This is a genomic window from Streptomyces sp. NPDC023573 (assembly GCF_055559735.1).
Genome location: NZ_JBVHKB010000002.1, coordinates 531,687 through 551,471 on the forward strand (window position 1 = coordinate 531,687; position 19,785 = coordinate 551,471).

The window sequence follows — 19,785 nt, forward strand, 5'->3', positions numbered from 1 at the left end:
TCACGCGGCGCGCGACCGCGCGGTTGCCTCTCACGGGAGACTCATGCCGTGACCTGCATCACTCCATGGACGCTTCAAGACAAGCGGGCTTGGCCAACCGTGTGAACGGATGGTAAGCGACGGGCAATTCGGGCGTATTGAAAGAACACCGTGATCACAGCTGTGCATCGGCCTGCCCGTTTTGCCCGTTAGGGCGTCAATAAAGGCCCGTAACAAGCGGATTCATAGATTCCGAACGTAACTGTGTCGCAACACACGTTTCTTGATGGGACCCCTACGGCCCTGATAGCGCTAGTACTCATGTCCCACACCGCTCACATACCCAGCCACCGGAAGCCCCGCCAGAGTGCCTCGAAGACGGCGCTGCGGGCAGGAGTTGCCGGTGGCGTCCTCAGCACCATCGCGGTCGCGGGTGCCGCCGGTCCGGCTCAGGCCGAGCCGGTGACCCAGACCATCGAGATGCCCACCATCACGGCCGGGCTCTCCACTTCCGTCGCCGCGTCCGCGCAGGCAACCCAGGCGGTCGCCCTGGACCTGGAGACCCAGGCCCAGGAGGACGCCGCCGCCGAAACCGCCGCCAAGGCCGCCAAGAAGGCCAAGGCCGAGGCGGTCCGCAAGGCCGAGGCCGAGAAGAAGGCCGAAGCAGCCGCCAAGGCCAAGGCGGAGGCCGCCGAGCGCGCCTCCCGCACCGCCGAGCGCACCACGCTCAGCGCGGCCTCCGACTCCTCGTCGTCCGCTTCCTCCTCCTCGTCCTCTTCGTCGTCGAACGCCACCGGCTCCGCCGCGTCCGTCATCGCGTTCGCGCAGTCCCAGGTCGGTGACGCGTACGTCTCCGGCGGCACCGGCCCGAACTCGTGGGACTGCTCCGGCCTGGTCCAGGCCGCCTTCGGCTCGGTCGGCATCGACCTGCCGCGCGTCTCGCAGAGCCAGTCGACCGCCGGGACCCAGGTCTCGCTCGACAACCTCCAGCCCGGCGACATCCTGTACTGGGGCGGCGCCGGCAGCGCGTACCACGTCGGGATCTACGTGGGCGGCGGCGAGTTCGTCGGCGCGCAGAACTCCAGCACCGGCGTCGTGCAGAAGTCCCTGGACTACGACCCGCCGTCGGGCGCCGTCCGCGTTCTCTGATTCACAAGCTCCGCACGCGAGCACGACCGCGGGCCGTCACTCCTCCGCCAGGGGTGACGGCCCGTCATCGTGCCCGGGTGATGTCCACGTCCGCCTCCACGCCGGCTCCCGCCGGGAGGCGCTGGCCCGGCACGCGGCCGCGCGCCGCATCAGCCCCCTCCCTGCGCAGGAGGACCAGGCCCACCACGCACACGACGGCGGCCAGCACGAAGCCGTACGGCGGGGTCGAGCCCTTGGGCTGCGTCTCGTAGACGAGCGCGGCCGACAGCACCGTCACCGCGGCCACCGCCCGGCCGCCGCTCACGGTGGCGGCGAGCACCGCCGTCGCCCACAGCAGGTACCACGGCTGCACCATCGGCGAGAGCGCGACCAGGGCCAGCAGCGCCAGGCCCAGGGCGGGGACGGGTCGCGTACGCCCGGTCGTCGCCTGCCACGCGAGGCGGGCGATCACTACAAGGGCGACCAGCAGGCCGAGGTTCTGCACGGCGGACTTGACCGGATCCGGGTCGGTCCCGGCCAGCAGCCGCAGGAGTTCGCCCAGCCCCAGGCCGAGGTCGCTGCTGACGGACAGTGCGGTGTGGATGCGCCCCGCGACGCTCTGGGTCCCGATCCAGCCGAAGCCCGTGCCGCCGAGGAACGTCACCCCGACCACGACCGCCCCGGCGACCAGCCCCGGCGCCAGCAGGCCCTTGGCCACCCGCCGTACGACCGGGCCCCTCGCCGCCCGGCCCACCATGACGCCGACGAAGAGCAGCGCCACGGCCGCGGGCGACTTGACCATCATGGCGAGTCCGACGAGCGCCGATCCGGCGATCCACCGTCCGCGCAGGGCGAGCAGCACGCCGGCCAGCATGAGGCCGGTCATCAGCCCGTCGTTGTGGACGCCCCCGACCACATGGATGAGCAGCAGCGGGTTCAGTGCCCCGAGCCACAGTGCGGCGCCCTCGTCGCGGCCGTGCTCCCGGGCGAGATGCCGCAGGGCCCACACGATCAGCACCAGCGAGCCCAGGGCGATCAGACGCATCCCCAGCACGGCCGGCACGATCGTGCCGCCCGTCGCCCAGGCCACGCCCCGCGCCAGGACGAGGAAGAACGGGCCGTACGGCGCCGGGGTGTCGGTCCAGTGGCCGCCGACGCTCGCGGCGGCGTCCCCGCCCGGCCCGGCGGGGTCCAGGACGGACGGCCCCACCTCGTAGACGTCATGGCCTTCGAGGACCATCGCGCCCTGGGCGATGTAGCTGTAGACGTCGGCGCTGTAGAGCGGCGGCGCCACAACGAACGGCGCGGTCCACCATCCCAGGGTGACCAGGCTGTCGCGTACACCGGCGCCCGTCCTGCCGTACAGCCACCAGGCGACGACGAGCACCGTCAGTCCGCCGTACGCCAGGGCGTAGCCGACCGCCGTGACGGCGGTGCCGTGCGGCACCCAGAGCCCCCACGGGTCGTGCGCGGGCAGCGTCCCCACGGCCCAGCCGCCCGCGACGGCCGCCGTCGCCCCCGCCGCGCCGAGCAGGCGGAGTCTCCTGCCGTTCCCTGTCCCCGTTGCCCGCATGGTCCGCAAACCTATCGCAGGGGCCCGGGCGGCCCCCCGGTCCGGGCGCTCAGGCCTTCGGCGCGACCTTCGAGAGGCCGTTGATGATGCGGTCCATGGCGTCGCCACCGGTCGGGTCGGTGAGGTTGGCGAGCATCTTCAGCGTGAACTTCATCAGGACGGGGTGGGTCAGACCGCGCTGCGTGGCGATCTTCATGACCTTCGGGTTCCCGATCATCTTCACGAAGGCCCGGCCCAGCGTGTAGTAGCCGCCGTAGGTGTCCTTGAGGGTCTTCGGGTAGTTCTGCAGGGCCAGTTCCCGCTGGGCGGGCGTGGCGCGGGCGTGGGCCTGGACGATGACGTCCGCGGCGATCTGGCCCGACTCCATGGCGTACGCGATGCCTTCGCCGTTGAACGGGTTGACGAGCCCGCCCGCGTCACCGACGAGCAGCAGGCCCTTGGTGTAGTGCGGCTGGCGGTTGAAGGCCATGGGAAGCGCGGCGCCGCGGATCGGCGTCGTCATGTTGTCGGGGGTGTAGCCCCAGTCCTCCGGCATGGAGGCGCACCACGCCTTCAGCACCTCGCGCCAGTCGAGCTCCTTGAAGGCGGACGAGGAGTTGAGGATGCCGAGGCCGACGTTGGACGTGCCGTCGCCCATGCCGAAGATCCATCCGTACCCCGGCAGCAGACGGTCCTCGGCGCCGCGGCGGTCCCACAGCTCCAGCCAGGACTCCAGGTAGTCGTCGTCGTGGCGGGGCGAGGTGAAGTACGTACGGACCGCGACGCCCATCGGACGGTCCTCGCGGCGGTGCAGGCCCATGTGGAGGGAGAGGCGGGTGGAGTTGCCGTCGGCGGCGACGACGAGCGGGGCGTGGAAGGTGACCGGGGTCTTCTCCTCGCCGAGCTTGGCGTGGACGCCGGTGATGCGTCCGGTGCGCTCGTCCTTGACCGGCTCGCCGACGTTGCACCGCTCGTACAGCCGGGCGCCCGCCTTCTGGGCCTGGCGGGCGAGCTGCTCGTCGAAGTCGTCGCGCTTGCGGACCAGGCCGTAGTCCGGGTACGAGGCGAGGTCCGGCCAGTCCAGCTGGAGGCGGACGCCGCCGCCGATGATGCGCAGGCCCTTGTTGCGGAGCCAGCCGGCCTCTTCGGAGATGTCGATGCCCATGGACACCAGCTGCTTGGTGGCGCGCGGGGTGAGGCCGTCGCCGCAGACCTTCTCCCGGGGGAAGGCCGTCTTCTCCAGGAGGAGGACGTCGAGTCCGGACTTGGCGAGGTGGTACGCGGTCGTGGAGCCGGCTGGGCCCGCTCCGACGACGATCACGTCCGCGCTGTGCTCGGAGAGGGGCTCGGTCACGGTCGGATCTCCCGAAGACTCGAATTCGCGTGCCGCGCGGCACATGTCCCGTGCAGTCTATGGGTGCCTGCTGATCAACCTCCCGAAGGGCTCCCCGATGACGCACGTGCCTGACACGACCCCGTCCGTCCGTCTGCGTGTCCCCACCGATGAGGACGCCCTGGCCTGGCACCGGGTGTTCGACGACCCGGAGGTCATGGAGTTCCACGGCGGCCGGCCGGCGGAGTACTCCGTGTACGAGGAGTTGACCGCGCGCCAGCGACGCCATGACGCGGAGCTCGGCCACTGTCTGTGGACGGTCCTGGACGACGACGGGAAGGTGCTCGGCTTCACGGGCGCCCAGCCGTGGCCGCACGAGTCGTTCGGGCCGGTGGGCGAGATCGAGATCGGCTGGCGGCTGGGCCGGGCCGCCTGGGGACACGGTTACGCGACCGCCGCCGCGCGCGCCACGCTGGAGCGGATACGGGCGCTGGGGGTGCGGGAGGTCGTCGCGATGATCAACACGCGGAACGCCCGCTCGGTGGCGGTGGCCGTACGCCTCGGCATGCGGCAGGCCGAGACGTACACGACCCCGGTGTCGAAGCAGGAGGCGTACTGCTTCCGGCTGGAGCTCTGAACCCGGCCGGTCTCAGTCGCGTACGCCCCGGTGGAGCGCCACCACTCCCCCGGTGAGATCGCGCCAGGCCACCTTGGACCAGCCGGCCTTCTGGAGCAGTGTCGCGAGGCCGGCCTGGTCGGGCCAGGCGCGGATCGACTCGGCGAGGTAGACGTAGGCGTCCGGGTTGGACGACACCGCCCGCGCCACCGGCGGCAGCGCGCGCATCAGGTATTCGGTGTAGACGGTCCGGAAGGGCGTCCAGGTCGGCTGGGAGAACTCACAGATCACGACCCGGCCGCCGCGCTTCGTGACCCGGTACAGCTCGCTGAGCGCGGCGCCGGTGTCCTGGATGTTGCGCAGTCCGAAGGAGATCGTCACGGCGTCGAAGGTCTCGTCCTTGAACGGGAGCCTCGTGCCGTCACCCGCGGTGAACGGCATCCACGGATGGCGCGCCTTGCCGACGCGCAGCATCCCGATGGAGAAGTCGCAGGGCACCACATAGGCGCCGGCCCGGGCGAACGGCTGCGAGGAGGTGGCCGTGCCGGCCGCCAGGTCGAGGATCTTCTGAGCCGGCCGGGCGTCGACGGCCCGGGCGACCTCCTTGCGCCAGAGCCGCGCCTGTCCGAGCGACAGCACGTCGTTGGTGAGGTCGTAGTTCGCCGCCACGTCGTCGAACATCGAGGCGACTTCGTGCGGCTGCTTGTCCAGGGATGCTCGGGTCACCCTCCCATTCAAGCAGTCCCGCCCCCGGTATCCGGCGGCGGCGTGGAGCGACGCGTGGAACGGTCTTTCGAATTCGGGAACAGCAACGCCTCGATCGGCGTCTCTTCCGACGAGAAGAAAGGGGTTTCCGCCCCGGTGACTCCCAGCAACTCCTGGACCGCGTACGGGAGAGCGACCGCTGGACGTCGTGCGGTACGGCGGACGGGCACGCGGTGCTCGATGAGCAGGTCAGCGTGCGGGGCGGGTGATCGGCCGCCCTGGACGGCCACACCGAGACCACGGATACTCACCACAACATGCACAGTGACGACACACATCGAATACGGAACGCCGACGGCCACCGGCGGGGGGCCGGGACACCCGCTCCAGGACCCAGGCCCTCGCGCGCGCAGGCCCGCAAGCGCTCCGCGGCCCGCCGAAAACGGGCCCGGAGACGGCGCGCGGTCTTCGCCGGTGCGGTGGTCGCGGTGGCCGCGGCCGCGGCGTTCCTCTACGTCGACCCGCCGTGGCAGGACGACGGCGCCTCCGTCGCGGCAGGCGAGGAGGCGGACAGGACGACCGCGCCGGCCACGCCCGCACCGAAGGCTTCCGCCTCGCCGAAGGCCCTGGTGAGCCCCGAGGCGTCGAAGTCCCCCTCGGCCTCACCGAGCGCCGAGGAGTCCGTCGATCCGGACTCGGTGCCCAAGTCGGGGTCCGGCACCTTCACCGTGGCCGACGAGGGCGTCTCGTCCGGCGGCTCCGGCAGCCGCTACCGGGTGGAGGTGGAGGACGGCATCGGTGTGGACCCGGACAGCGCCGCCGAGGACGTGGCGGAGATACTCGCCGACCCACGGGGCTGGAGCAAGGGCGGGACCCGCACCTTCACCCAGGTCGACGACGACTCGGCCGGCCTGGTGATCAAGATAGGGACGGCGAAGACCACCGACCGGCTCTGCGGGCAGTACGGGCTGAACACCGGGGGCGAGGTCAACTGCCGCGGCGGGAAGAACGTCATGGTCAATCTGGACCGGTGGCAGCTGGGTTCACCCACGTTCGACGGTCCGGCGACCGAGTACCGCGCGCTGATCATCAACCACGAGGTGGGCCACTGGCTCGGGCACGGCCACGAGACCTGCCCCGGCGCCGGAAAGCCGGCCCCCGCGATGATGCAGCAGATCAAGGGCCTCAAGGGGTGTGTGTCGAACGCCTGGCCGTACGACGAGAACGGCCGCTACCTGAGCGGCCCGTCCGTGCCGTAGACCGCGTCGGCCCGGCGTTCCCGCGATCGCGGGGCCGTCCTCCCCGGGCCGTCCTCGCGGGGCCGTCCTCACCGCCGCCGGTGGACCAGCCGTCCGCCGAGCACCGTGGCGACGCAGGTCCCGGCGCCCGCCGCCACCAGCGCCGCCTCGTCGGGCACGTCGAAGACCGCGAGGTCGGCGCGGCCCCCGACCGCGAGCGGGGCGTGCACGGAGCCCGGGAGGTCGCCTCCGCGGGCGAGCGGATCGAGGTCCGGAGAGCCGGGGAGGCCACCGGGGGCTCCGGCCACCGCCGTGAGCCCCGAACGGGCCACGGCGGTGCGTACGGCGGGGTCGTCGAACGGGCCCGCGACATGGGTGGTGCCGTGGCTCAGCATGCGCTGCAGCCCGCGGCGTACGCTGCCGGCCCGGCGGGTCTCGTCCATCCGCCCGGCCAGCCGCGCGAACTCCGCCCCGGTCAGCGGCTGTCCGCCGAGCTCGTCCGCCTCACGCGGGTCGGGGTGGTAGAGGCGGGTCAGCAGGGGGACGCAGTCCCACTGGCGCAGCCCGGGAGTGAGGACGCCCGGCCACTGCCGGACCCGGGCCGTCGGGTGCGCGTCCCTGACGCGCTCGTACGGCCCGACGGCCGCGATCCGGCCGCCGTCCACCGCTACCGCGCCCCCGGCGACGGGTGCCGCGCCGACCGGAAGGACCAGCGGCGCGGCGTGAACGGTCAGCACGGTCGGCTCAGTTGGCGCTCAGGAGCTTCAGCTCCGGATGCGCCGTGCCGCCCGAGATCGCCGTCGACGAGATGTGCGAGACGACGCGCTCGTCGACCGGGTCGTTCGCCGGGTCGTCGTGGACGACCAGGTGCTCGTAGGTCGTGGCGCGCTGGGCGGGTACCCGGCCCGCCTTGCGGATCAGGTCGATGATCTCGAGCCGGTTGGAGCGGTGCCTGGCACCGGCCGAGGAGACGACGTTCTCCTCCAGCATGATCGAGCCGAGGTCGTCCGCGCCGTAGTGCAGGGAGAGCTGGCCGACCTCCTTGCCCGTGGTCAGCCAGGAGCCCTGGATGTGGGCGACGTTGTCGAGGAAGAGCCGGGCGATGGCGATCATCCGCAGGTACTCGAAGAGGGTGGCCTGCGTCTGTCCCTTCAGCTTGTTGTTCTCCGGCTGGTAGGTGTAGGGGATGAAGGCGCGGAAGCCGCCGGTGCGGTCCTGCACGTCACGGATCATCCGCAGGTGCTCGATGCGTTCGGCGTTGGTCTCGCCGGTGCCCATCAGCATGGTGGAGGTGGACTCGACACCGAGGCCGTGGGCGATCTCCATGATCTCCAGCCAGCGCTCGCCGGACTCCTTGAGCGGGGCGATCGCCGTGCGCGGCCGGGCGGGCAGGAGTTCGGCGCCGGCGCCGGCGAACGAGTCGAGTCCGGCGGCGTGGATCCGCTTGACGGCCTCCTCGGCGGAGACGCCCGAGATGCGGGCCATGTGCTCGATCTCGGAGGCGCCGAGCGAGTGGATGACCAGCTGCGGGAACGCCTTCTTGATCGCGGAGAAGTGCTCCTCGTAGTACTCGACGCCGTAGTCCGGGTGGTGGCCGCCCTGGAACATGATCTGGGTGCCGCCCAGCTCGACCGTCTCCGCGCAGCGGCGCAGGATGTCGTCGAGGTCGCGGGACCAGCCCTTGGCGGTGTCCTTGGGCGGCGCGTAGAAGGCGCAGAACTTGCAGGCCGTGACGCAGACGTTGGTGTAGTTGATGTTGCGCTCGATGATGTACGTCGCGATGTGCTCCGTACCGGCGTAACGGCGTCGGCGCACGGCGTCCGCGGCGGATCCCAGGGCGTGCAGCGGAGCCGACCGGTACAGGTCGAGGGCCTCTTCCGGAGTGATCCGGCCGCCTTCGGCGGCTCGGTCGAGGATGGGCTGGAGGTCGGCCTTCTCGGTCACCGGGCTGTCACCTTTCGGCGGTTTTTCAACGGATCTACGGACCGATCCAGCGTACGCCAGCCCTTGCCGGGGTCAGCCGCCGGACCGGCTGAGGGTGCCCCGCGGGGTGCCCGCCGCCTCCTCGTGGGACTCGTAGCGCAGGGTGTCGTCGGAGGTGAGGGTGAAGACGAGGTCGGCCTCGCCCCCGGTGCACAGGGCGCCGGTGCGGGCGTCCGGGTCGGCGCGCTCCCGGATCTTCAGCTCGGTGGCCGTGCCGGAGACGAGCGTGCCGATGCCCTTGCAGACGACGGTCGTTCCCAGCGCGTCGAACCTGTACGACAGCCGGACCACCTCCTCGCTCTTCTTCCCCTCGACGAAGACCGCGGTCACCGTGCCGTGCGGCGCGCCGCTGCGTTCGGTGGCGGAGCCCTTCCACGTACCGGCGAACGCCTTGGGCAGCGCGCTCACCGGTGTGGAGGGCGCGGGGCTCTTCGACGCGGCGTCCGTCGGCTTCTGCGACCGGCCGGACGCCGGGGGCTCCGCGGCGTCGTTGCCGTGGTCGTTGCTCCCGCCGCCGCCCGGGAACAGGTCCCCCATCATCGCGGCCCCCACGGTCACCACGGCGAGAGCCCCGGCGACGGCCAGCGCGACGGTGCAGCTGACCCGCCGCCGCCCCCGCCGCGCGCCGGGCTGCCGGCCGGTGTCCACGGTGACGGCGATCCGGGCGTCGGGGTCCCGCTCCCCCGGCGCACCGGCGGTGGCCGGCGGCTCGGCCGGCGGAGGCGGTGGCGGCGGGCCGAAGGCGCCGAGCGCCGCGCTCCCCAGCGAGGCGCTGCTGAACGGCACCGGCCCTGACCGCACCGGGGCGTCCTGTGGTTCCAGGTCCAGCAGGGCCACCGCCGAGGCGCTGACCTCACGCACCAGCGGGCCCGGCAGCCAGCCCGGCGCCACCAGCGCGGCGGCCCCGCCGGGCGCCAGCCTGCGGGCGAGTTCGGCGGGGTCGGGCCGGTCGGCGGGGTCCTTGGCGAGGCACCCGGCGACCAGCTCCCGCAGTTCGCCTTCCATCTCCCCGAGTTCGGGTTCCTCGTGCACCACCTTGTAGAGGAGTACGGCGGAGGAGTCGCCGGGGAAGGGCGCGGTGCCGGTGGCGGCGTAGGCGAGGACCGCGCCGAGGGAGAAGACGTCGGCCGCGCCGGAGATGTCCAGGCCGCGGATCTGCTCCGGCGCCATGTAGCCGGGCGAGCCGACGGAGACGCCGGTGGAGGTGAGGGAGACCGTGGCGCCGAGGGCCCGGGCGATGCCGAAGTCGATCAGCCGGGGGCCGTCGAGGGCGAGCAGGACGTTGGACGGCTTCACGTCACGGTGGATCAGGTCGTGCGCGTGTACGGCGTCGAGCGCCTCGCCGAGCCCGGCTCCCAGGGTCCGTACCGCGTATTCGGGCAGGGGGCCGTGGCGGGTGACCGCGTCGGAGAGCGGCGGCCCGGCCACGTAACCGGTCGCGACCCACGGCACGGGCGCGTCGGGGTCGGCGTCGAGGACCGGGGCGGTCCACTGCGCGCCGAGGCGCCGGGCCGCGTCCACCTCGCGGCGGAAGCGCGCGCGGAACTGCTCGTCGAGCGCGAAGTGGGGGTGCACGACCTTGACCGCGACGGTACGTCCGCCCGCGCTGCGGCCCAGATAGACCCTGCCCATGCCGCCGGCGCCGAGCCTGCCGAGCAGCCGGTAGGCGCCGATGGTGTGCGGTTCGCCGGCTTCCAGCGGCTGCATTCGGTCTCCCCCTGTGGTCCCCGGGACTCGGACGGCAGCCTAGGCGGCCGGGGTCGCACGGTCACGGAGACCCCTTCCGCCGATATCGCCCCTATGGGCACGAAGCAGGGATTTCGCCACACGGAAAGGCGTGAATACGTCGTTCGTCCGTACCGCCCGGGGGTTCACCGGAGGGAAACCGGAAGGCGTTACGGAGGACGTCCGCTATTCCCCCACGCGTCCTCGGAGAGGACCTCCGCGACAGAACTCCGGGCATTCGCGCCCTTTCAAGGGAACGGAATGGAGCAGTCCCGCATCAGGGTCCGCCGGGAGGAAAGGGCGGCCGGGGAAGGAGGGCCCGCGGGGAAGCCCCGGGAACGCGCGGGAAGGCCCGTGGGGGAAGGTCCGGGGAACACGCGGGAAGGCCCGGGAAGGTACGGGATTCACCTTCTCTCCCGCACCATTCCCGTGGGCCCCGGGTCAGCCGCCGAGCAGCTCGACCTTGACGTCCGCCGGGAAGCCGGTCGTCGGACCGGTACGCCGGGCGAACTCGCGCACGCCCGCCAGCTGGTCCGGGCCGAAGCGGAAGTCCAGGGTGGTGAAGTAGCGCTCCAGCACCTCGGCGTCGAAGGACTCCCAGCGCGCGGCCTGCTCGGCCACCTTGGTGACCTCCTCCAGCGAGACGTCGCGGGAGGCCAGGAACGCCTCGTGCACCTTCTCCACGTAGTCCGGGTGCGAGGCGAGGTAGTCCTTGCGGGCGGCCCAGACGGCGAAGACGAACGGCAGCCCCGTCCACTCCTTCCACATCTGGCCCAGGTCGTGGACCTGCAGCCCGAGCCTGGGGGCGTCGTGCAGGTTCGCGCGCAGCGCGGCGTCGCCGATGAGGACGGCGGCGTCGGCCTCCTGCATCATCAGGCCGAGGTCCGGCGGGCAGGTGTAGTAGTCGGGGGCGACGCCGTACCGCTCGGAGAGCAACAGCTGGGCCAGCCGTACGGAGGTGCGCGAGGTCGAGCCGAGTGCCACCCGGGCCCCGTCCAGCTGCTCCAGGGGCAGCTGGGACACGATCACGCACGACATGACGGGGCCGTCGCAGCCGACGGCGATGTCGGGGAGGGCGACCAGGTCGTCGGCGTTGCGCAGGAACTCGACCAGGGTGACGGGACCGATGTCGAGGTCCCCCCTGACCAGCTGCTCACTGAGTCTCTCCGGGGTGTCCTTGGAGAGCTCCAGGTCGAGCAGGGTTCCGGTCCGCGCCAGGCCCCAGTAGAGGGGGAGGCAGTTCAGGAACTGGATGTGGCCGACGCGCGGCCTGCTGCGACGGTCGTCGCCTTCTGCGGGAGAGACGGTTGAATTGTCCACATCGCGAGGCTAGACCCGCCCCTCCCGGCCGGCACCATCGGGGCTCCCGGAGTGCTCCGCGGGGGCTGTCCGTCAGCTCTCCGACGGCCCAATCAAACATCCGGGTGAAGTGATCTTTCCCTCTACCGCTCCCCGCAGAGTGCGTGCTAGGCTCGCCGCAAGTTGCAGTTTGGTTTCCCTTGCAGTACAGAGCCTGCGGAGCATGTAACCCGCAGGCTTTTGTAGTTTTCAGACTTGTTTGCAGGTTCTGGAGCAGGGCAACCCTTTGGCCCAAGGAGGGCTTATGGCTACCGGAACCGTCAAGTGGTTCAACGCTGAAAAGGGCTTCGGCTTCATCGCCCAGGACGGCGGCGGCCCGGATGTCTTCGTCCACTACTCCGCGATCAACGCGTCCGGGTTCCGCTCCCTCGAGGAGAACCAGGTCGTGAACTTCGACGTCACTCAGGGACCCAAGGGTCCGCAGGCTGAGAACGTCACCCCGGCCTAGTTGCCCGGGTCGGCCGATCGCGGCCGAGTGAGCAGTACCCAAGGAGCCCCGCTCCCCCGCTCCGGCGGAGGAACGGGGCTCCTGCCTTTTTCCGCGTTCGAGGCGCGACGTCCCGACGGTCACACCCTCGAGGCCACGGCGGAGTGCCGGGAGAAACCCCGGCAAAAGGGCCACAGACCTCCAGCCGCCCCTCGGCCCGTGACCCGGCCTCACCACCCGCACAGCTCCTCGCCCCCCATTCATTGTCGAGGGCCTGTGCAGAGCACCACCCGATACTGACGAGCCCGCCCATAACAAGGCAGACTGTTGACCGCGATACCAACGGTATGAAGCAGAGCGGGATCGATCGGCAGGACCGGCGGGGCAAGCAGGACAGGGGGCATCATGGACCGCGACAACGGACCCGGTGTGCGCGTTCCGGAGCAGCGCGCTCCACGGGAACGGCCGGCCGGCACCGCACTGCGCTTCACCGTACTCGGCCCGGTACGCGCCTGGCGCGGCAGCGAGCTCCTGCCGTCCGGGTCCCCGCAGCAGCGTGCCCTGCTGGCGGCCCTCCTCCTGCGCGACGGCCGCACCGCCACCGCCGGCGAACTCATCGACGCCCTGTGGGGCGACGACCCCCCGTCCCAGGCGCTGGCCACCGTACGGACGTACGCCTCCCGGCTCCGCAAGACCCTGGGCCAGGACACCCTGGTCAGCGAGTCCGGGGGCTACGCGGTCCGGGTCCCGCGCGAGGCGCTCGACCTCACGCTGGCTCAGGACCTGGCGTCGGAGGCGGAGAAGGCACGCGGCGGAGGGGACCGCGGTCAGGCCCGCGCCCTGATCAACAAGCTGCTCGGACTCTGGGACGGCGAGGCGCTCGCCTCCCTGCCCGGCCCGTACGCGGAGAACCAGCGGACCAGCCTGGAGGAGTGGCGCCTCCAGCTCACCGAGACCCGGCTGGACCTGGACCTGGAGGCCGGCTGCCACGCGGCGGCGGTCTCCGAACTCACCGCCCTCACAGCGGCCCATCCGCTGCGCGAACGGCTGCGCGAACTGCTGATGGTCGCGCTCTACCGCAGCGGCCGGCAGGCCGAGGCCCTCGCGGTGTACGCCGACACCCGCCGCCTCCTCGCGGAGGAGCTGGGCGTGGACCCGCGCCCCGAACTCGCCCAGCTCCAGCAGCGGATCCTCCGGGCCGACGAGGAGCTGGCCCGCCCCGAGGACGAGCCGGCGCCCGTCACCGCCGCCGTCCGCCCGGCCCAGCTCCCTGCCACGGTCCCGGACTTCACGGGCCGCGCCGCGTTCGTACGCGAGCTGGGCGCCCGGCTGGCGACCGCCGAGGGCTCCGTGATGGCGGTCTCCGCGCTCGCCGGCATCGGCGGCGTCGGCAAGACGACCCTCGCCGTGCACCTCGCCCACCTGGCCCGCCCGCACTTCCCGGACGGACAGCTGTACGTCGACCTCCAGGGCGCGGGCGCGCGGGCCGCCGAACCCGAGACCGTCCTCGGCGCGTTCCTGCGCGCCCTGGGCACACCCGACTCCGCGATCCCGGACTCCCTGGACGAGCGGTCCGCGCTCTACCGCTCCACGCTGGACGGCCGCCGCATCCTGGTCCTGCTCGACAACGCCCACGACGCGGCCCAGATCCGGCCCCTGCTCCCCGGCACGGAGGGCTGCGCGGCCCTGGTCACCAGCCGCGTACGCATGGTCGACCTGGCCGGTGCGCACCTCGTGGACCTGGACGTGATGTCCCCCGAGGAGGCCCTGCAGCTCTTCACCCGCATCGTCGGCGACGAACGCGTCCGGTCGGAGCGCGAAGCGGCCCTGGACGTGGTGGCCGCGTGCGGCTTCCTGCCGCTGGCCATCCGCATCGCCGCCTCCCGGCTGGCCGCCCGCCGCACCTGGACGGTGTCGGTCCTGGCCGCGAAGCTCGCCGACGAACGCCGCCGCCTCGACGAACTCCAGGCGGGCGACCTCGCGGTGAAGGCCACCTTCGAGCTCGGCTACGGCCAGCTGGAACCGGCCCAGGCCCGCGCCTTCCGCCTCCTGGGCCTGGCGGACGGCCCGGACATCTCCCTCGCCGCGGCGGCCGCCCTCCTCGACCTCGACCCCCACACGGCGGAGGACCTCCTGGAGACCCTGGTCGACACCAGCCTCCTGGAGTCCGCCGCCCCGGGCCGCTACCGCTACCACGACCTGGTGCGGCTCTACGCGCGTGCATGCGCGGAGCGCGACGAACACCCGGCGTCGGGACGGGAGCTGGCGCTGTCACGGCTGCTGGACTTCTACCTGGCCACGGCGGCGGGGGTGTACGCGCTGGAGCGGCCGGGGGACCGGACGGTCGATCACCTGGACGCCACCGACTACCCCGGCCTCGGATTCGCCGAGCAGCGGACCGCACTGGACTGGCTCTACACCGAGGCGGGTTCGCTCCTGGCCTGCGCGCGGCAGGCGGCTGTGTCGGGGAGGGTCCGGCGCGGCGTCGATCTCATGCTGGCGGCCAAGGACCTCGCGGAGTCGGGCGCCAACTCCCGCCAGTTCGAGTCCGCGGCCATCGCGGTGAGAGACGCCGCCGTCGCGGCGCGGGATCCGCGTTCCGAGGCGCGTGCGCGCACGACCCTCGCTCAGGTGCACAGCATCGCCGGCCGCTTCGGACAGGCGGAGGACGAGGCGCGCCGCGCCCTGCTGCTGGCGCCGGAGATCGATGACGTCTGGACGCACTGCAACGCCCCGAACGAGCTCGGGATCATCGCGGGTTACCAGAACCGGCTCGGTGAGGCGGAGCCTCTCCTGCAGCAGACCATCGCCGCGTTCCGGGCCGACGGGAACCGGCCCGGTGAAGCCAGCGCGCTCTGCAACCTCTCGCGGATCCAGCTCGCCATCGGTCACACGGACAGCGCGGTGCAGCTCGCCGGCGAAGGGGTCGCTCTCTACAACCGTCTGGGACTCACACTGCGCCTGGCCAACGGACGGTACGCGCTCGGACTCGCGCTCGCACGCGCGGGCCGCCAGGACGAAGCCCAGGAGAGACTGCAGGAGGCGCTCGCCGTCTTCCGGGAGAGCCGTCAGCGGCTGTGGGAGGGCATGACGCTCTTCCGGCTGGCGGAGGTCCACCTCGACGCCCGACGTCCCGGCGAGGCCGCGGCCTTGTCCGAGCAGGCACTCGCGGTCCTTCTCCACATAGGTGGTGAGTGGCGGCGCGCCAACATCCTGACCGTGCTGGGCAAGGCGCTGATGCGGATCGGGCAGGTCGACCGGGCGAAGGTGTGCTGGCACGAGGCACTGTCGACCCTCGAACAGCTGAAGGCTCCCGAGGCGGACGCCGTCCGCCTCCTGCTGTCGCCCGCTCCGGCGCCCACCGGTCGCTGACAGCCCCGTTCATCGTTCGTTTATCACTGCCCTGCACTCTGGTTCCTGTCGGAGCGTCGCGTCGGGGGGCAGACGATTCGACGGTCGGACCGCGCACTAAGGTGAACGGCTCTGAACAGCCCGCCCGGCAGTCCACGGGGGAACAGCCGGGCGGGCTTTGCCGCCAATCCATGCACCGGAAAACGGAGTTCACATGAGCGACGTCAAGAAGCCCGAGGTCCCGAAGGCCGACTCGGTGGGGGACGTCAAGCCGACGGACAGCCACATGACGGGCGAGCCCGCGATCAAGCCGACGGACAGCCACATGACGGGCGAGCCCGAGATCACCACTCTGGACAGTCACATGACCGGGGGCGACCTTCGCTGAGGCCGCCGGGACGGGGGAGCGGCCGCGGCGGCGCGGAGGGGGAGCCGTCGCGGCCGCGGCATGTCCGCGCACACGGACGTACACGGAGGAGGGCCCGAGCCGGTCGGCTCGGGCCCTCCTCCGTACTCTCCATGGCATGCGTGCCGTACGCGCCGTCAGTAGCGCAGCTCCGTCGTCACCTGGCAGCGCTTCACACGGGAGACCGAGCGCGGGCTGTCCATGGGGACCGAGATGATCTGCTTCTCGCCGGGCTCGAGATCGATGTCGGCCTCGCCCGTGTCGACGGTCAGACCCTTGGCGTCGAGGAACGTCACGTCCACCTCGTACGTGTGCGCCTCCGTCGTCGTCGAGCGGATCTCGACCGACGAGGCGGTGTACGCCCTGCGCTTGCCCTTCTTGGGCTGGGCGCAGCGGATGACACGCAGGGAGGGGGACTCCGAGGCGGGAGTGGCCGACTCGTACGTGGAGCCGCCGGACGAACTCGACGAGCTGTCGTAGTCGTCGTCGTCGTAGTCGTGGTAGCTGCCGTTGCTCTTCTTCGAGCTGGAGCAGCCGCCCCCGTCCGAGCCGCCACCGCTGCGGCTCTTCCCGCTCTTGCCGCCGCTGCTGGACGTGGAGAACCCGGTGAGCGCGAGCACCACCACGACCAGTACCGCCGCGAACCTCATCTGTCGCCGCATCATCGACGCAGCCCCCCTTGCTGTAGTCGGCTTCCCGGCCGTCGCACGGCCGCGCGACACCGTAACGCACAGCATCCCGGGCGCTCACCCATGGTTCCGTCATGACCCTGTCACGGTCTCGTCATCGCCTCCGTCGTCTCCGATGGCAGGGGGCGTCGGCCGGGCGTAGCGTCGAGCGCGGGGAGCGGTGCGCACAGCCGTGCGCCTTGGCCCGGGAGGCTGTCGATGATCCGCAATGTCCTCGGCTCCGTCGTCGCGCTGGTGGGGGCGGCGGCGGCCGTGCAGAGTCCCTTCCACAGCTGGTTCGACGGCCGTCCCGGTCGGGACTACCGCATCCAGGACCTGTTCGACGGCATCAGCGGCGTCTCGTCGTCCGTGATGGGCTCGATCCTGCTGCCGTTCCTCTTCGCCGCCCTGGTCACCCTCGTCGGGGTCGTGTTCCGCTCGCGCTGGGTCGTGGCCCTCGCAGGCCTGATCGTGATCGGCTTCACCGTGTTGTGGATGGTCCGGCAGGGCCAGGAGGCGGGCGGCCTCACGGTCGACGGTGACGGCAACGGGCTGGGGTGGGGCGTGGCGCAGGCGCTGGCGGGCGGTCTCCTGCTCCTGCTGGGCGCACTGCTGATGTCGGGGCGGCATCGGTCGGCGGCACGGACGAGGCGTACCTCCGAGCCGTATCCCGTGCCGCCGGACGACCGCCCGGACACCTGGCCGCCGACGCAGGAGCCGGGCCCGGCCGCGTACACGTCTCCCGGGCCGGAGCCCGAGGCGGATCCGTACACCGGGCCGGGCCGGCACCGGGCGTCCCCCGCCGACGAGGACACCGCCCCGTACCCCGTCCAGCACCCCGACGAGGGGGACCAGCAGGACCGGGACCGGTATCACCCGCCCCACCCCTGAGGCGTCAGGCGCGGGCCCTGTTCCCCGTCCCGGTGCCCTTGAGGGCGTCCAGGGCGTACACGCAGCGGTCCTTGCTGCACGCGTACACGACGCCCGCCTGTGCCACCGGGGAGCCCGTGATCTCGCCGCCCGTGGCCAGCTTCCAGCGGAGCTGGCCGCCTGCCGCGTCCAGGGTGTAGAGGACGTGGTCCGCCGAGCCGAAGTGGACCCGGCCGTCCGCGACCACCGGTGCGCCGACGACGTCGCCGCCGGCCGCGAAACGCCACTTCGGGGTGCCGGTCACCGCGTCCAGGGTGTAGAGCGCGCTGCCGCTGCCGACGTGCACGTTGCCCGCCGTGACCAGCACGGGCTCGATGGACTGCCGGGCCTCCGTCGCGATCCGCCACCGGTCCTTGCCGGTGGACGCGTCCAGGGCGTACACCGTGCCGAGGTAGTCGGCGAGGTACACCCCGCCGCCGGTGACCGCCGGTCCCGGCGCGAAGGCGGGCGGGGAGAGGAAGGCGGCCGGTGACTCGAAGTGCCAGCGCACCCGGCCCGAGACCGTGTCCACCGCCAGCACCCGGGTCCCCGCCGCGACGTACACGAAGCCGTCGGGCGCGGGCGTGACCCGGACCGGGACCCCGCCGCAGGAGGCGGCGTCGCCGATGGGGTACGACCACCGCTCCGTGCCGGTGCGCGCGTCGACGGCGCGCAGCCGGGCGTCCTGCCACAGGAACACCGTGCCGTCGTGGAGGACGGGGCCCGCCTCCGGCGTCTCGAAGTCCGTCTGGACCCCGGAGGTCTCCCACAGCTTCTCGCCGCCGGACGCCTCCCACGCCTGTACGCCGCCGCCTCGCGTCGCGGTGAGCACGGTTCCCCGGTCGGCCTTCAGGGCGTACACCCAGGCGTCGGTCCGCAGCCGCCACCGCTCGGTGCCGGTCGCCGCGTCCAGGGCGTACAGGGACGGGCCGTCCGAGGCGTGGATCCGGCCGCCGTCGACCGCCATCGACCAGGCGACGTCGCGGGTCTTGAACTGGCGGCGGCCGTTGCCCACGTCCAGGGCGTGGACCTCGAAGGACGTCACATAGAGCAGGTCGCCCACCACGACGGGCGTGCCCCACACGTCGTTCGACATACGGAACCGCCACGGCCGCCAGCGGTCCGGCGCGGCTGGTGCCGCGTCCGGGGCCTGGGTCGGGGCGGGCACCGGAGCGACCGGCACGGCCGACGTCTGCCCGGGCGCCCGGACCCACCCGGTGGCCGGGTCGGCGTGCGCGGCCGCGGGGCCCCGTACGTCCACGGGGCGGGGCCCGGGACCGATCGGCACCTTGGCGTTGGGCAGCCGCACGGGGCCGCCGTCGGGTGCGGGCGCCGACACCGGCGCGGGGGCCGGCGCGGTCCGCAGATCGCCGCCGCCGCGCCACGCCTCGTACCGGTCGGCGCCGGGCGGCGGCTGCGACGGGGGCGGCGGCACGACCACGGGCGCGGGTGCGACGGCCACGGCACGGCCACCGCCGCGGCGCTGCTCGATCATCGCGGTCGCGGCTGCCGGCAGCCAGGCCGACGCCGTGCCGCTGTCGTCGCCGCCGGAGGCGAACAGATGCGGGGCCAGCTGCGACTGCAGGTCGGCGGGGCTGGGCCGGCGGGCCGCGTCCATCTGCATGCAGGACTCGATGAGCGGGCGCAGGTCGTCGGGCAGCCCCTCGGTGTCCGGACCCTCCCGCAGCAGCATGAACACGGTCTCGACCGGATTCGCCCCGTGGAAGGGCGCGTGTCCCGTCGCCGCGAAGACGAGGGTCGAGCCGAGCGAGAACACGTCGCTGGCACCCGTCACACTGCGCGAGTCGCGGGCCTGCTCCGGAGACATGTACGCGGGCGTCCCCACCGCGACGTTCGTCATGGTCAGCCGGGTGTTGGAGACGCCGGACGCGATACCGAAGTCGATCACCCGCGGTCCGTCCTCGACGACCAGGACGTTGGACGGCTTCAGGTCGCGGTGGACGAGACCCGCCCCGTGGATCGACTGCAGGGCCTCGGCGATCCCGGCGGCCAGCCAGCGCACGGCCTGCGTCGGCATCGGCCCGCACTCATTCACTATCTCCTCGAGGGAGGGGGCGGGGACGTAGGCGGTGGCGAGCCAGGGCACGGCCGCCCTCGGGTCGGCGTCGACCACCGCGGCGGTGTAGAAACCGCTGACCGCGCGAGCGGCCTCCACCTCACGCGTGAAGCGGACCCGGAACAGCTGGTCCTCGGCCAGTTCCGTACGGACCGTCTTGATCGCCACCCGTCGGCCCGACGCCGACCGCGCCAGATAGACCAGCCCCATGCCGCCGGCCCCGAGCCGTCCCAGCACCTCGAACGGGCCGATCCGCCTCGGGTCATGCTGCGTCAGCTGCTCCACTTGCCTGCCACCTCCCCGTACGGACCTCAGGAACAGAAGCCCGC

Annotated in this window: 16 protein-coding genes; 7 read left to right on the top strand and 9 right to left on the bottom strand. The window is 72.3% G+C overall.

From position 1 onward, the window contains the following. The first annotated feature begins 300 nt into the window (after positions 1 to 300). Entirely contained in the window at positions 301 to 1,128 is an 828-nt protein-coding gene (locus tag ACZ32T_RS09000) for a C40 family peptidase (RefSeq protein WP_467271360.1), read from the top strand. A 64-nt stretch (positions 1,129 to 1,192) separates the two neighbouring features. Here the strand turns inward: ACZ32T_RS09000 and mptB are convergent, their stop codons facing one another. Both mptB and ACZ32T_RS09010 read right to left on the bottom strand, forming a co-directional pair. Beyond that, the gene (gene mptB / locus ACZ32T_RS09005; protein WP_467366038.1) at positions 1,193 to 2,680 is read right to left on the bottom strand and encodes a polyprenol phosphomannose-dependent alpha 1,6 mannosyltransferase MptB; all 1,488 of its coding nucleotides are present in this window, start codon (positions 2,678 to 2,680) and stop codon (positions 1,193 to 1,195) included. Between the two features lie 49 nt (positions 2,681 to 2,729). Beyond that, positions 2,730 to 4,013: a geranylgeranyl reductase family protein gene (locus tag ACZ32T_RS09010; RefSeq protein ID WP_467271357.1), complete on the bottom strand. Its 1,284-nt coding sequence runs from the start codon at positions 4,011 to 4,013 to the stop codon at positions 2,730 to 2,732. Between the two features lie 97 nt (positions 4,014 to 4,110). Between ACZ32T_RS09010 and ACZ32T_RS09015 the strand changes: the two genes are divergently transcribed. Next, positions 4,111 to 4,629: a GNAT family N-acetyltransferase gene (locus tag ACZ32T_RS09015; protein ID WP_467271356.1), complete on the top strand. Its 519-nt coding sequence runs from the start codon at positions 4,111 to 4,113 to the stop codon at positions 4,627 to 4,629. A 12-nt stretch (positions 4,630 to 4,641) separates the two neighbouring features. On the opposite strand, the gene ACZ32T_RS09020 is transcribed toward ACZ32T_RS09015, so the two are convergent. Continuing rightward, positions 4,642 to 5,334 carry a demethylmenaquinone methyltransferase gene (locus ACZ32T_RS09020; protein WP_467271354.1) on the bottom strand — a complete coding sequence of 231 codons (693 nt, stop codon included), beginning with the start codon at positions 5,332 to 5,334 and terminating at the stop codon, positions 4,642 to 4,644. Between the two features lie 296 nt (positions 5,335 to 5,630). On the opposite strand from ACZ32T_RS09020, the gene ACZ32T_RS09025 reads away from it, so the two are divergent. Further along, positions 5,631 to 6,572 carry a DUF3152 domain-containing protein gene (locus tag ACZ32T_RS09025; RefSeq protein WP_467271352.1) on the top strand — a complete coding sequence of 314 codons (942 nt, stop codon included), beginning with the start codon at positions 5,631 to 5,633 and terminating at the stop codon, positions 6,570 to 6,572. Between the two features lie 68 nt (positions 6,573 to 6,640). On the opposite strand, the gene ACZ32T_RS09030 is transcribed toward ACZ32T_RS09025, so the two are convergent. The 4 genes from ACZ32T_RS09030 to ACZ32T_RS09045 form a co-directional block, all read right to left on the bottom strand. Next, positions 6,641 to 7,288, bottom strand: a complete 648-nt coding sequence (locus ACZ32T_RS09030) for an imidazolonepropionase-like domain-containing protein (RefSeq protein ID WP_467366040.1) — start codon at positions 7,286 to 7,288, stop codon at positions 6,641 to 6,643. Positions 7,289 to 7,295: 7 nt separating this feature from the next. After that, entirely contained in the window at positions 7,296 to 8,495 is a 1,200-nt protein-coding gene (mqnC, locus tag ACZ32T_RS09035) for a cyclic dehypoxanthinyl futalosine synthase (protein WP_467271349.1), read from the bottom strand. Between the two features lie 72 nt (positions 8,496 to 8,567). Next, positions 8,568 to 10,241: a serine/threonine-protein kinase gene (locus tag ACZ32T_RS09040; protein WP_467366042.1), complete on the bottom strand. Its 1,674-nt coding sequence runs from the start codon at positions 10,239 to 10,241 to the stop codon at positions 8,568 to 8,570. A 459-nt stretch (positions 10,242 to 10,700) separates the two neighbouring features. After that, a complete protein-coding gene (locus tag ACZ32T_RS09045) occupies positions 10,701 to 11,579 on the bottom strand; it encodes a menaquinone biosynthetic enzyme MqnA/MqnD family protein (protein WP_467271345.1) in 879 nt (292 codons plus the stop codon). Between the two features lie 283 nt (positions 11,580 to 11,862). Here ACZ32T_RS09045 and ACZ32T_RS09050 point away from each other — a divergent pair, with 283 nt between their 5' ends. From ACZ32T_RS09050 to ACZ32T_RS09060, 3 genes are all read left to right on the top strand, one after another. Then, positions 11,863 to 12,066: a cold-shock protein gene (locus tag ACZ32T_RS09050; RefSeq protein WP_003967102.1), complete on the top strand. Its 204-nt coding sequence runs from the start codon at positions 11,863 to 11,865 to the stop codon at positions 12,064 to 12,066. 384 nt (positions 12,067 to 12,450) lie between these two features. Next, positions 12,451 to 15,417 (top strand): SARP-family global regulator AfsR, encoded by a 2,967-nt coding sequence (afsR, locus tag ACZ32T_RS09055; protein WP_467271343.1) that lies wholly within the window; start codon positions 12,451 to 12,453, stop codon positions 15,415 to 15,417. A 193-nt stretch (positions 15,418 to 15,610) separates the two neighbouring features. Continuing rightward, positions 15,611 to 15,784, top strand: a complete 174-nt coding sequence (locus tag ACZ32T_RS09060) for a hypothetical protein (RefSeq protein ID WP_467271341.1) — start codon at positions 15,611 to 15,613, stop codon at positions 15,782 to 15,784. A 155-nt stretch (positions 15,785 to 15,939) separates the two neighbouring features. Here ACZ32T_RS09060 and ACZ32T_RS09065 read toward each other — a convergent pair whose 3' ends face one another. Further along, complete coding sequence (locus ACZ32T_RS09065; RefSeq protein WP_467366044.1) at positions 15,940 to 16,467, bottom strand: hypothetical protein; 528 nt, start codon at positions 16,465 to 16,467, stop codon at positions 15,940 to 15,942. A 222-nt stretch (positions 16,468 to 16,689) separates the two neighbouring features. Between ACZ32T_RS09065 and ACZ32T_RS09070 the strand changes: the two genes are divergently transcribed. Next, the gene (locus tag ACZ32T_RS09070) at positions 16,690 to 17,361 is read left to right on the top strand and encodes a hypothetical protein (protein ID WP_467270312.1); all 672 of its coding nucleotides are present in this window, start codon (positions 16,690 to 16,692) and stop codon (positions 17,359 to 17,361) included. Between the two features lie 4 nt (positions 17,362 to 17,365). On the opposite strand, the gene afsK is transcribed toward ACZ32T_RS09070, so the two are convergent. Beyond that, positions 17,366 to 19,741, bottom strand: a complete 2,376-nt coding sequence (afsK, locus tag ACZ32T_RS09075; RefSeq protein ID WP_467270310.1) for a protein serine/threonine kinase AfsK — start codon at positions 19,739 to 19,741, stop codon at positions 17,366 to 17,368. Between the last annotated feature and the right edge of the window lie 44 nt (positions 19,742 to 19,785).